Source organism: Synechococcus sp. 1G10, from assembly GCF_002252625.1.
Lineage (GTDB): Bacteria > Cyanobacteriota > Cyanobacteriia > PCC-6307 > Cyanobiaceae > Regnicoccus_A.
On record NZ_NQKW01000008.1, the window covers coordinates 42856 to 55052 of the forward strand.

Consider the following 12197-nt stretch of genomic DNA (forward strand, 5'->3'; position numbering starts at 1 on the left):
TTCAGCATGCTCGGGCCAGCGGCAGGATTCTCACCCGCTGGCGCCGTTCATCGGCCACCAGCAAGGCTCCTTGCTCGATCTCGGATGCATAGGTGCTGAGCAGGCTGAGGACCAGCGAACCAATGGCTTCCGGCAGCACGTTCAGCCCACGCACCTGCAGGACGCTTGGCCCCCTGGCACCGCTCAACGCCAGCATCGTTCCGAAATCCAGGTCATGGGTGAACACCGCATAGCCATAGGCAGTGGCCCACTGCATCAGGTCGGTATCTGGCGCCCGTGGATCGCCCACTTCTGACCAGTGCACAGCTTCATGGCCGGCGGCAGTCAGCAGCGGGATCCACTCGATCGACAGGTTCATGTCGACCAGCAGCCTGGCCATCAGCTCAGGACCAGCGCCTCTTCCCTCTCTTCCATGCGCCAGGCGGCGTAAGCCAGGGCCTCATCGATGTCCGCAGGCTCAAGCTGCTGGTAGGCCTGCAGGATTCGCTCGCGGCTGCTGCCAGTGGCCATCAGCCCCACGATCGTGCCCACCGTGATTCGCAGCCCGCGGATGCAGGGCTTGCCCCCCATCACTGCAGGATCGTGGCTGATGCGGGAAAAAGGCATAGGCCAATCGTAGGAACTAGCGGCGGATTCGCAGCCTCAGGTCAGGGCCGCCAACCGGCTGCCGCTCTGGATCTAGCTGGATACGGTGCCTGTAAAGGCGAGCGATGGAATGTTGCGTGAGCTTGTGCTGGCCATCGGACTCCCCGTGGTCCTTCTGCTGCTGGCGGTGCTGGCGCTGGAGCGCTGGGCCGATCGAATGCCGCGCTGGCTCCAACGCCTATCCCAGCGGTCCTCATTGCTGTGGAACACCGGCGTCGGGCTGATCATCGGCCTGTCGCTGCTGCGCTGGCTGCTGCAGCGTTGAGGTGTTCAGGGAATGAACAGTTCCTCGTAGCCGCCTCTTTCGAATCCGCGGCCAGCTGGTTGTTGTCAGCACCAGGGTCGCGATGCTGCGCCCGCTCAGGTTCTGCTGATATCGCAGGTTCGTATCGGTGGTAATCAGAAGCTCGTAGCCCTCCTGCTCCGAGCGGCGTGCTCCAGGACCAGCCGTGACTGCTCGAGGCTCACCCCTGGGAACAGTTCGACGAATTCAGCCAAGGAGTCGCTTTCTTCCACTACCCCGGCTGAGAACGATTGAGGCGGCAGTGCCCCATCCCTCCTCGTCGCTGCCCCCAAAGCGGAACCAGCCGGATCTGTTTCTTGCCCAGTTTGATCTTGAACTCATCGCCCGGCTTGAGGCACAGCACAGCTGGGCGGTGTGGCCTCAGTGGCACACAAAGACAAGCTGGCCTGTGGCACCATCCCAGATGCAGATCTTGTTGTCCTCTGACCCTGAGACGATGCGACGACCATCGGGGCTGAAGCTCACGGCGTTGACATTAAATTCATGCTCTTTCAAGGGTTCGCCCAACGACCTTCCGGTGGAGACGTCCCAGAGGCGCACGGTCTTGTCTTCGGAGCCAGTGACCATGCGCTTCCCGTCAGCGCTCAAGGAAAGGGAGAGAACACCACCGGTATGTCCATGGAACAAAGGGCTGGCGGACTTCCCGGTGACTGCATCCCAGGAGAGAACCGTGGTGTCGTAGGAGCCGGAAAAGATCCGACGTCCATCTGGGCTCCAGGCAACTGAAGTCACCGTATTGGTATGGCCTCCAAATGGTGGGCCGATGGGCTTCCCGGTGCGTGCATCCCATAAGCGAACAGTTGCATCGTAGGAACCAGATGCAATACGCAGACCGTCAGGGCTCCAGGCCACAGAGGACACCCCAGCTGAATGTCCCTCAAGCGGTGACCCTATGGGCTTTCCCGTTGTCGCATCCCAGATGCGTAAGTTGAAATCGCCTGAGCCAGAGACGACCCAACGGCCATCAGGACTGAACGCCACGGCATACACCCAGTCTTTGTGACCCTCCAAGGGTGAGCCGATGGGCTTCCCGGTGGTTGCATCCCAGAGATGCACTGTTTTGTCAAAGGATCCGGAGACAATTCTCTGGCCGTCAGGGCTGATGGCCACAGCACGGATGGAACCACTGTGGCCCTGAAGAGGCTGGCCGATGGGCCTTCCAGTGGTGGCATCCCAGAAGCGCAGAGTACGGTCATCTGATCCCGAAATGATGCGGCGGCTGTCAGGGCTCCAGACCACGGAGGTCACCCCACTGGTATGGCCCTGTGGTTGTTCGGAATCCACTCCCTCCGTACTCTGGGCAAGGATGGGAGATGGCAGGGCTAGGAGGCGCAAAGGATGCTCAGTTGCTGAGCTACTTGCTCCGATAAGTGTAAACGCTGCCACAATCAGCAATCTGGCAGTGAATCGGGTTGGCTGATGCATCGACACTAAGAATTCCTGCGAGGTCGTAGGTTGATGAATAGCTTGATTCATTGCGTAGCGCTGTTGCCCAGTCCTCATACCTGAGCGAGTGACTTATTTGCAAGCTTAGGTTTTCAAACAGAGCCGCCACTGGAATCCGGGTGCCTCGGAATACCCATGCGCCGCTCAAGTGCTGAGGATCCCTTTCCACAGCGCTGCAGCCTGCCCAGCCCAGCCCAGATCTGTTTGCGTGGTCATGGCTCTCAGGGCGGCCGGTCTCTTGAATGGTAAGCAGCTCAAGTCGGATGAGCTGCCGGATGACTGGATCTCAGGCGACAGTCTGCTGCTGAACCAAATACGTCTCGATCCAGTCGTGATGCCGCCTCTGGCAAATCCGATCGGCGATGGATGTGGCGTCCTCCGGCACCTGGAACCGCTTGCGGAAGGCCTTGGTGAAGCCATCCAGCACAGGCCTGGGTAAACCGCGCAGGGTGGCGAGGATCTGGCGGGTGGTGGCCGTGTCTAGGGGCATAAGTCCTGGGTCGTCGCTAGCGATTGGGGCGGTAGGCGAGGGTCTGCGGTGGATCGACCGCGTGCCATTGCTGGCAGGACTCTGATCAGTGCTCTGCCCTACCGAGCGGGTCACTTCCCGTTGCTGCTTGTCGTAGAGCGCAAGCCCGAACGGGTTCCCGAAGGTCATCAACGCCCGTTTCATGGCATCGGTTTCCGCTTCCTTGAGAGCGGATTCATGGGCCTGGCCCAGGTCGACGTCGATGCCGTGACCGGCGCCGCTGCCTTCCCGCACGATTCCGCCGACGACCACCCGCACCCGGGCGGTGTAGGTGACGCCCCAGCCGTCGCGTTGCGGTGGATCGGATGGCTTGCTCGGCTCACGGCCGATGCGCCGTTCCGCCTGGGAGACGCACCGCAGCGCAACCGTCTCGCGCTGCCAGCCGTCGAACCCGAAGATCCGGTTGGCTTCTGCGATCACCAGCCAAAGAATCATGCGTTACTGAGATACGGTCGATTCAGATCCCCAAGGGCCATGCCCATCGCCTTCAGTTATCTGCGCGTCTCATCACCAGAGCAGGCAGCCGATGGCCGAACCGGCATTGATCGCCAGGCCAGTGGCTTCCTGCCCTTCTGCCACCGGCACGGGCTCACCCCCAACCCAGATCCCCTTATCGATCGGGGTCTCTCCGCCTACCGGGGTGGCCACCGCAGCCAGGGGGCTCTGGGGGCATTTATCAACGCTGCTGAGCAGGGTGAGATCATTCCTGGCTCCGTGCTGGTGGTTGAGGATCTCGACCGCTTCTCAAGGGAGGCCGCAAGTCACTCAGAGCAGCTACTGCACGAGCTGTGGGATCTCGGCCTGGCCCTCGGCATCGTGCGCGATGACGTTGTTGTTGATCGTGCTAAATACGACTCCGACATCGGTGTTCGACTCCAGCTACTGGTGAGGCGTGACGCGGCGCACGACTACAGCCGCAAGCTCAGCCAACGGGTCAAGGCGGCTTCAGATCGCAGAATCGAGCGCAGCCTTGCGGGTGAGCATGTGCTGCCCCACTGCCGCCCCCAGTGGCTCGACTTCGACGAACAGATCCAGACCTTCTCCTTCAACAGCCGGTGGCTAACCTACCGGCGGATCGTGGATCTCTGCCTGGCAGGACTGGGGCAGGTCAAGTCGGCCCAGACCCTCAACGCCGAGGGGCACCGCAATTCACGCGGCGGGCTCTGGTCACCAGGAGGTATTGGCCAGGTGCTGCGGGATCGGCGCCTGATTGGTGAGCGCCAATGGTGCGAGCTGCAAGAACTGCCAGACGGGCGCCGCAAGCGGGTGCCAACCAAGGTGCAAGCCGGATTCTTCCCTCCAGCGATTAGTCAGCAGGAGTTCGAGCGCTGTCAGCATCTCATGCGCGGGCGGGATAGCTACCACTCACGGCAGCCGACCAAAACCGATAAGCGCCACAACCTCTTCCAAGGGCTGTTGCGCTGCCCTTGCGGCCAGCTCTACAGCCTGATGACCCAGACCAAGCCATCCGGCAGGATGCATCGCTATCTGGTGTGTAAAGGCAAGGGGACGGGCAACTGCCAGATCAGGAACCATCGCTACGACGAAAGCCAGCTACTGGAGCTGTTCATGCACTGGCGTTGGGCTGAGTTTTTCCACAGACCAGCCGACTCTCAGCAGCGCCAGCAAGAAGAGCAAAAGGTACTCGCCCTCGAGCAGCATCTAGCCCAGCAGCAGCAGGCAGCCGCGAACTCTGAGGCCAACCTGGCCAAGCTGCTCACTTCCGGCAAGCTCGATCACTCCACCGCAACACTGCTGGGCAAGACGGTGCAGGATGCCCAGGCGGCAGCGGCGGCCACCTCCGACCGGCTCCATGCGGCCCGGCTCCAGCTTCAGCAGCTCAAGGCCCGCCCCGATGGCCAGGCCATGGCCCAGGAGATCGCCTCCAGGATGCAGGCGTTCATGGCCGCTGTTCGGCACGACCCAGCAACCCGGCGGCAGTTCAATGACTGGCTATTGGCCCTCGGCCTGGCGGTACAGCTCCATCAGCCCCAGCAACAGGGGCAGCCCCCCCTCATGGTTGTGCGGCACCTTGATGGCGCAGACGCGGTAGAGCTGCACCAGGGCACCAGCGACGGCGAGGCCATCGTGCACGTCCGGACCAGACCTCAGGCCATGGCCGACATGTGGGAGCGCTTCGGCGTGGTTGAGATACAGCCCGACGGAACAAAAGTTATGGTTATTGATGCAGGGGCTTGATTGGGAATCACCTCCATCCAGCAAGGCGATTACAAGAGAATTGAGAGTGCAGAGGCAGTCTTAATTGATCGAAAATACTTGTTGTCATTAACCAGCAGTCAAAGCTCAGATCACTCACCCGCTCGAGCGTGGTCTAAAACCGCCGGCGGATCGGCCAGCAGTGCTGCTGCCACTGCATGTGATCTATCTCTCGTCTCGCCACTGGGCAAGAGCGGGAACGGGCAAAGTAGGCTACTGCTGGCTGGTGGTGGAGACAGGGCGAACCTTCTTCCTCGGCAGGATTCGCCAGTCAGCCGGGTCGTTGGTGCGTACGACGCGATGGTGATCCCCCTCAAGCAGTGCGATGCGGTAGCCGTTGGCCCATGCAGGCGGTTCACCGATCAGCACCAACACCGGATCACCGATGGCCAGCGGTCGGTCGGGTGGGGCGTCGTCGGTGGCGTGAGGTGGTGGTGGTGGACCATGAGCGGTGAGAAGGTCCATCTGAACCTCCTCCTGCAACCTGTCCAACGTCTCGCGCACCGTGGTGCGGCCAACCTCGCCGCCGTGCTCGGCGATCCAGCCCCAGACCGGGCCAGCGGCTTCAGGGTCCGGCGAAAGGTTCAACGACTTGAGGGCGGCCTCAACCCACTGGCGGTTCGTCGCCGGCCGGCGACTGACGGACTCGGCAGTTTCGGCTCGATCAGCTCCATCAGCCTCGGCGGCGGCCTCCGCAGACCGACCGGGAACGGATCGGGAACGGGTGGGAACGGCAGCGGAACGGCCAAATCCCTGTCCAGGAGCGGGTGGAACGGATGGAACGGATAGCGGCCCACTCCCCCCTATAAGAGGGTTTTCTTCTACTGCTTCTCCCTTACGCGCGGAGTGAGATTTCTCCGTTCCATCCATTCCATCCGTGTCCCCACTGGGTTCTTGCCGTTCCGCTGCCGTTCCCGATTCCGCCGATCCGTTCCCTACTGGAGTCTCCGGCGATTCAGGTTCCTTGGGACACATTCGCAGCTGCATGGCGTACCGGATCACGCCAGGGGCGTCGCCGTCGAACGCGGTGCGGAACCGGACGCAGGGGACCACGGAACCCAGTCCCCGGACCCTGTAGGCCCCGCTGCTGGTCAGACCAGAGGGCAGCGGCAGGTCCAGCGCGTCGCGCAGCAGCCCGACCAATCTGGTCTTGAAGTTCTTTGCGCTCAAGGGCTGGGCCTCGTCCCCTTTCAGCGCGAGTCGGTAGTTGGGGAAGAGGAACTCAAGCCTGGAGTCGTCGCTGGCTCCTGTTCTGGTGAAGACGGCTGGATCGAAGATCAGCGCCTCATCAGCCCAGGCGGCGAGGTTGTCTGAATCCAGGAGAATCGACAGCTCGGCCTCGATCCGGCTGGGACTGGGGGCCGAGCGGCCCAGGGCTGCGGCTGCCTCTGCCTCTGGCATTGCCAGAGCCCATCGCAGGAGGCTGGGGAGATGTGGCGCCAGCTCACCGGTCCAGCCGCCATCCTCAGTGCGGTCCAGCATGGGTCGCTGCCGCCCTGGCGGGACGGCCCGAGGGGTAAGGACGGAACGGCGCCGGTTGAGCACGGCAGCACTGGCGTCGGTTGACCGGATCGAGGCGTTACCGATCGCCAGGACAAGCCCGTTGAAATAGAAATCGACGTGTTCGTTGGATCCTTTCCGCTCGGCGCGGATCAGGTCGCCGCCGGTGAGCGCCTTGATCCGCTCCAGTTTTCCGTGATAGTCCTGCGCTTCTGAGATGATCGCCAGCCGCTTGCCGCGCAGCTTGAGAGTCTCGAAGCGTTGGGTGCGGTCTTCAAGGGTGGCCAGCTCGATCGAGGCCGTACCGCCTTCTCCGGTGAGGGCGGTGAACAGGTTGCCGATCACCGACTTGGCGGAATCAGGCGGGCCTGTCAGCTCGACGAACCCCTTCCATCTGGGCCCGGCGACCATGCGGCGAATCGCGGCGCGGATCACAACCACGTCGGCTGGATCGTTCAGCGCCTCCGCCAGAAAGGATTCAATCCGCGTGGGATCCGCCAGCGGCTGCCACGGGATGCCGAGCGCCCATGTGTTTCGGCAGCCGGGGTCGTGGGGCAGCAGTGCGCCATCAGACAGGCGCAGGACGCCGTTCTGGCATGGAACCAGGCCATCCATGGCGGCTGGCTTCAGGATTCCCAACTGGCGGCGGAAGGCGGCCAGCAGGGAGCAGACGGAGCCGATAGTGAGGGCCTCCCTCCAGCCCTGCCGAGCGAAGAACACCTCGATCTGCTCTTGTAGGTGGTCGTTGCCGTTGACGCGGCGCCAATGGGTGCCGGTCCACATCCACCAGCCATCGCGGCTCTCGGGGTCAACGCGCCATTCGCAGCCGATCAGCCCATAGAGCCAGAGCGCGCGGCGGAAGGTGGCCTCTGGCCCCATGGGTTCGGACGGCAGGTGGAACACCTCCTCGGCCTTGTCGCCCTTGCCTTTGATGACCCAGGCGGGCTCCGCTGCAGCGGCAATCGCCAGGAAGAACGCTGCACCGTGGCGATAGATCAGATCATCGAGCCCCAACCGCACTGGATCCCCCTCGGGGTCCAGGGCCATGGCGTTGGGCAAGCGCTCGATGAGGACGTGGGCCCCTTGGTCTCGAAGCCAGGTTGCGAGCTTTTCCAGGGCGGAACGGACTTGTGGCTTGTGAACGTCGCTGTCGAAACAGAGCCGTACCTCGCGGCCCTTTAGGGGGATTTCCTGAAGCTCAACGATCGGCCGGGATTCCACGCCGCCGTCGTAGCGGTCCTGCCAGGAATTAACGCCCCCGATCCCGATAGTGAGCCGCTTGGTGTCGTGGACGGTGGCGGAATCAGTCTTGAACTCTCCTTCGGTGATTCGCAGCGGAACATGGATGTTCGCCAGCCGATCCTCGTAACCGCCGACGTCGATCGCGAGGCGGGAATGAAAGATGCGGCAGCCGTTGCCCTTGGGGGATCTGTACTTGCCCCCCTCGGGGTTGGCGGCAATCTCCGCGTCGGTGAGGCGGAACCGCAAGAAAGGACGCCCGTTGCGGCAGGTCTGAGGCTTTCCGTCGGGGGACAGGTAGGGAATTTGGAGATGGCCCGCCCCGTCGGTCCAGTAGCCGGTGGCAGCGATCTGCTGGTCGCTGAGGGCGGACTGGCGGAGCTTGGCGAGATGCTGAGGCCACAGCTTCGCGCTGACGCCCGACCCAGCAATAGGAGAACTATTGAGTAAGGGGTCGGGAATAGGCATTGTGCACTCCTAGACGAATTGATGCACTCTTAGAAACTCAGCAAGGTATATCCATTGCCCTGCGAGTTCGCTTTACAAGTTCGGCATCAACAGCGTCTTTATCCCAGAGAAGTGGCGGCCGAACTGTGCCAAGACCCTGGACACGGAAATGCACTCCGGCTTTGAGGACTCCACTTTTCCGAAGACGGCGAAGAGTGACATCTGAAACACGCAGCAGATCAGCGGCTTCCGCAGTAGTGAGAGAGAACGACATCGTGAAGGCAGTCAGGAATCGAATGAGCAGGATGAATCCCACGGGACAACACTAAGTCGAAAATGACGAGGACATAGATCGATTAAATGGACGAATATTCAGTCGAGCCTTCCATTTATTGGGCGCAGCACCAGGCAATCCACCTTGTTGTGAACCCTCGGCAGAACAAGGCGATAGCTGTCTGCGCTGCGATGAACTGCAGGGTTACGGGCCAACTCGAGCCGCTGATGCTCGTGCCATGGTCCGCTGTCAAAGGCGTCCGTGGCCCATGGAGAAGGCGTGGGTAGCCTGAGGATGTCGCTTCTAGTCGGTTTTATGACTCACTTGGAGATTGATTCCGCTAGGGGGCTGCTGGGGGTCGCTGGAACGCCCGGCTCCGGCATCTCCATGAGTCCGACGAACTGGTGTTCAGAAGCTGAGCTGACTGACATGGGATGCCTCTGCATCTCGGATCTGGCGTCTGCTGGCCACCCCTGGACCCTTGGTCGATCGGAACGCTGGATCTACGGGGCGGCGCGGTGGACCGTGCGGAACATCCCCATGCCTGGTGAGGACGAAGGAATTGCGCGGTACAGATTGCTGTGGGACCAACAGGCCAGCGAGCCCGCCAGGACCTCCATGAACGAGCGGATCGCGATCATGAACCATCCACGTGAATCGAAGAGGGGGCGCCCTTTTAAGGAGGAGGGCTGGATGTTTGCACGTGCCCGAGCTGGGAAACCTATGACGATCAACATCGACGCCTATGACCAACCAGAATGGATTGACAAGCTGGTAATCAAAACCAAGAACTCCCGAATCATGATCAATGCCGATGCAATCAGGAATGCTGGAATCGAATGGGAAGAGGTAACCTTGAAAGACGGATCCAGGGCTCTAACCACAAAGCCAAGAACTAGTTCGCTTCCCTTGCACGTTCTTGAAGATGAACTAAGTTTCTACAAGAAAATGCTCCCGGTCAGCGACACGCCCTATCATAGCTCTCGCTGTCTAGAGCAGATCGACATCATCGAGGAAAAGATTGCAGCCGCCAGCCTTAAGACTGATCAGCACACATCCTGAACGGAGATCTTGAGCCAGTTAGTGGCCGACTGAAGTCGGTTTGTCCTGTGGACTCTGAAGTCAGTTCTCTCAACTAACTGACCAAGTGGAACGGAGATTGTGGACTGCCAGATACTCACTGTTCAACATTTTTGCACTTGACATCGTAGTGTCGAGAATTGCAGTTGACCCGGAGTTCATGCTCTAAGCCAAGCTGGGTAGAGGTGAAGTTACATGGTGTATAGAACTACCTCGTTACCAAGACGGTAACAACTCGGAGAGGTTGAGGATCGCCTCCTGATCCTTCAGTGTGAGAGGCGGTGGTGTTGGTGGCTCACCGCCCTGCTCCCTCCCCCGAATCGCCACGAGATCCAGGCCTCACAGTCACAACTGCCCGATCGCGCCAGCTTCCACTCACCAGCAGCGTTCTGCGCCACCTGGGCCCATGAAGCCGTCCACTCCACCGGCCATGAATGGCGCCTGAAGCGGGATCTCGGCGGTGTCTTTGGGAAGGCGCGCTATGCCCGTGAGGAGCTGGTCGCTGAGCTGGGGGCGGTGCTGTTGGGGGATCGGCTGGAGATCGGCAGCGAGATCGAGAGCCATGCCACCTATCTCGGGCACTGGGTCGAGCTGCTCAAGGAAACGCCCAAGGTGCTGTTCCAGGTGCTCAGCGAGGCGCGGCAGGCGGCGGATCTGATCTGTCCGGAGGCGCAGGCACAGGGGGAGCCCTAGAGCCAGGCACACGAAGGCTGAAATGGCCTCAGTGGCTGGCTGGTGGCTGTGAATCGACAGCCCGCTGATGATAACAGACAGGCGCGATTCGGTGAACGTGCAACGCCCTTGCGCGGCTGTGCACACTGAGGACTCCTGCGCGCGCTTCTTCAGCTGTCCAGACGCCTCAGCACACGGATTGCAGATATAGGACCCGTCGAGCGGGGACTTGACTGTGCTGAGCTGATCAGCGCCAGACCCCATAGGCTGGGGGAGACTTTGGCGGCTGATCTCGCCGGGATGCGGATGAAGTTTTGCGTGATCCAGTCCAATGATCGAGGGCTGATCAGCAAGGAAGGAGATCGCACTACGCAAGACGTGGTCCCTGGAAGCGATTGAATTTTCATGCACGCTAGAGGCCCACCTGCCTAGAGCTTAATTAGCTTGCCCTGAAGCCAAATGACACGGATGAATGAGGCGAGCGAGAAGGATGCAAAGAAGCACCACGCAGACAGGATTAATCGCGTCCTGTCAAAATACATGGCAAAACCCACTAACAACCAGAACAGAGACGCAAATATCGCACACATAATGTACCTTACCATTAAGTCGATGTGTCCAGTATGCTTTAGCTGGATAAATATTCGTGAACCTCTGTAAGATATAAGGATGCTTTTGCTAGTAGCGAGAAAGCCCATGAGAAGAGCTGAAACAGTTAGGGAGCTGTTTACAAAATCGCCAACCCGAGTCTCAGAGATAAGGAAGGGATGCATGTAGGCAAAGACAGCAAGGGGAACGGCCACAAGCCAAGGAATAAACTTCTCAAAAAAAGTGGAAAGAATCATTGCGTTGGCTATGTTAGGAACCCTGTATCTCTCCAGGACCGGAGAAGTCTTGCCATTGTACTCCATCTATCTTGCACAGAATATCTCCTGCCTACCCCTAGGGGCACATCCTCCTCGCCGCAGAGGCGCTCAGCAATCAAGTCGATAGTTTCTCGCGGAGAATCGTCATCTACTTGGGCCTTAAGTGCAAGTCTCTTAATTCCCTCGCCGCAAGAAAATGCTCTATACAAGCTAAGTGCCAAGTCCTTAGCTGCAGAGAGTGTCAGTCCGCGCCTGTTGCCAATAACCAATGAAAGGGTTTCTGCTCCATTGGCGCTTGCAATATCCACAGCACTCCCAAAAGAAAGACCGCTCGCGCCAGGATGACTTGTCAAATTAGGGATAGCAAATGACACCTCAACCCTGCTGACTACGGCCAGGCTTTGTATCTGCTGCTCGCTGCTTGGGGACAATTTAGGTGTAAACAAATAAGAGTGAACTAGTCCGTCATTAGCAAAGGAAAGATACTCTTGAATTGCAGACGCCTTGGGGCCGTGGTGATTGTACTGGACAAGAATGTAGCCGGATAAAGGGTCGTAGAGGCAAGCCGTGTCTTCGCCAAAGAACTGATCATCTCGTATATCTACCTCAGACAAGTGAGTCGATTCTGACACTATTGCCGGGCCGGAACCTGATCGAAAGAGAGCAAAGTTTGCGAATACTTGCCCCCCGGAGAAGATGGCATCCTCAAGTCTAATCCTTGACGAAGATAGTTGAATGAGTCTCGTCTCCAATGGCTTTTCGCTTGCCACCCTAAATGCCTGATTTATAGGATGAGTCCAGTCGTTTCGTAGAGAAACCTTGTAAGCGTAGACTTTCATGATGCCCATACGACTAGTTGGTTGAACTTCCAGGTAAGCGCAAGTGAAGCATCGCAACGGGTAGGTAGGCTTACATGCGGTAGTACTCGGATGTCGCCGCGGTCCATGGCAAATATCCCTGTTGAGTTTGGCATGAATA

General features: G+C 59.8%; 12 protein-coding genes. 4 read left to right on the forward strand and 8 right to left on the reverse strand.

The window, feature by feature from the left end; all coding sequences use genetic code 11:
• Position 1: 1 nt before the first annotated feature.
• Both CJZ82_RS08875 and CJZ82_RS08880 read right to left on the reverse strand, forming a co-directional pair.
• Positions 2–379 (reverse strand): DUF5615 family PIN-like protein, encoded by a 378-nt coding sequence (locus CJZ82_RS08875; protein ID WP_094555422.1) that lies wholly within the window; start codon positions 377–379, stop codon positions 2–4.
• Positions 379–606 carry a DUF433 domain-containing protein gene (locus CJZ82_RS08880; protein WP_094555423.1) on the reverse strand — a complete coding sequence of 76 codons (228 nt, stop codon included), beginning with the start codon at positions 604–606 and terminating at the stop codon, positions 379–381. Before CJZ82_RS08880 ends, CJZ82_RS08875 begins: the two co-directional genes overlap by 1 nt.
• A gap of 109 nt (positions 607–715) precedes the next feature.
• Between CJZ82_RS08880 and CJZ82_RS08885 the strand changes: the two genes are divergently transcribed.
• The gene (locus CJZ82_RS08885) at positions 716–910 is read left to right on the forward strand and encodes a hypothetical protein (RefSeq protein WP_094555424.1); all 195 of its coding nucleotides are present in this window, start codon (positions 716–718) and stop codon (positions 908–910) included.
• Positions 911–1309: 399 nt separating this feature from the next.
• Here CJZ82_RS08885 and CJZ82_RS08890 read toward each other — a convergent pair whose 3' ends face one another.
• From CJZ82_RS08890 to CJZ82_RS08900, 3 genes are all read right to left on the reverse strand, one after another.
• Positions 1310–2374: a WD40 repeat domain-containing protein gene (locus tag CJZ82_RS08890; protein WP_255380860.1), complete on the reverse strand. Its 1065-nt coding sequence runs from the start codon at positions 2372–2374 to the stop codon at positions 1310–1312.
• A complete protein-coding gene (locus CJZ82_RS19350; RefSeq protein ID WP_255380862.1) occupies positions 2304–2564 on the reverse strand; it encodes a DUF433 domain-containing protein in 261 nt (86 codons plus the stop codon). The genes CJZ82_RS08890 and CJZ82_RS19350 overlap by 71 nt, the downstream gene beginning before the upstream one ends.
• A gap of 117 nt (positions 2565–2681) precedes the next feature.
• On the reverse strand, positions 2682–3359 hold the full coding sequence (locus CJZ82_RS08900) for a Rad52/Rad22 family DNA repair protein (RefSeq protein ID WP_094555427.1): 678 nt from the start codon (positions 3357–3359) through the stop codon (positions 2682–2684).
• 39 nt (positions 3360–3398) lie between these two features.
• Here CJZ82_RS08900 and CJZ82_RS08905 point away from each other — a divergent pair, with 39 nt between their 5' ends.
• Positions 3399–5123 carry a recombinase family protein gene (locus CJZ82_RS08905; protein WP_094555428.1) on the forward strand — a complete coding sequence of 575 codons (1725 nt, stop codon included), beginning with the start codon at positions 3399–3401 and terminating at the stop codon, positions 5121–5123.
• A 231-nt stretch (positions 5124–5354) separates the two neighbouring features.
• Here CJZ82_RS08905 and CJZ82_RS08910 read toward each other — a convergent pair whose 3' ends face one another.
• Both CJZ82_RS08910 and CJZ82_RS19590 read right to left on the reverse strand, forming a co-directional pair.
• Positions 5355–8348 carry a DUF3854 domain-containing protein gene (locus CJZ82_RS08910; RefSeq protein ID WP_094555429.1) on the reverse strand — a complete coding sequence of 998 codons (2994 nt, stop codon included), beginning with the start codon at positions 8346–8348 and terminating at the stop codon, positions 5355–5357.
• Positions 8349–8385: 37 nt separating this feature from the next.
• Positions 8386–8601: a helix-turn-helix domain-containing protein gene (locus CJZ82_RS19590; protein ID WP_369820041.1), complete on the reverse strand. Its 216-nt coding sequence runs from the start codon at positions 8599–8601 to the stop codon at positions 8386–8388.
• 540 nt (positions 8602–9141) lie between these two features.
• Here CJZ82_RS19590 and CJZ82_RS08920 point away from each other — a divergent pair.
• Together CJZ82_RS08920 and CJZ82_RS08925 are read left to right on the forward strand one after the other, a co-directional pair.
• Positions 9142–9663, forward strand: coding sequence for a hypothetical protein (locus CJZ82_RS08920; RefSeq protein WP_143593588.1), 522 nt, complete (start codon positions 9142–9144; stop codon positions 9661–9663).
• Positions 9664–10032: 369 nt separating this feature from the next.
• Entirely contained in the window at positions 10033–10374 is a 342-nt protein-coding gene (locus CJZ82_RS08925) for a zincin-like metallopeptidase domain-containing protein (RefSeq protein ID WP_233130164.1), read from the forward strand.
• A gap of 832 nt (positions 10375–11206) precedes the next feature.
• Here CJZ82_RS08925 and CJZ82_RS17800 read toward each other — a convergent pair.
• Positions 11207–12058 carry a DUF6731 family protein gene (locus CJZ82_RS17800; RefSeq protein WP_143593589.1) on the reverse strand — a complete coding sequence of 284 codons (852 nt, stop codon included), beginning with the start codon at positions 12056–12058 and terminating at the stop codon, positions 11207–11209.
• Positions 12059–12197: the final 139 nt, after the last annotated feature.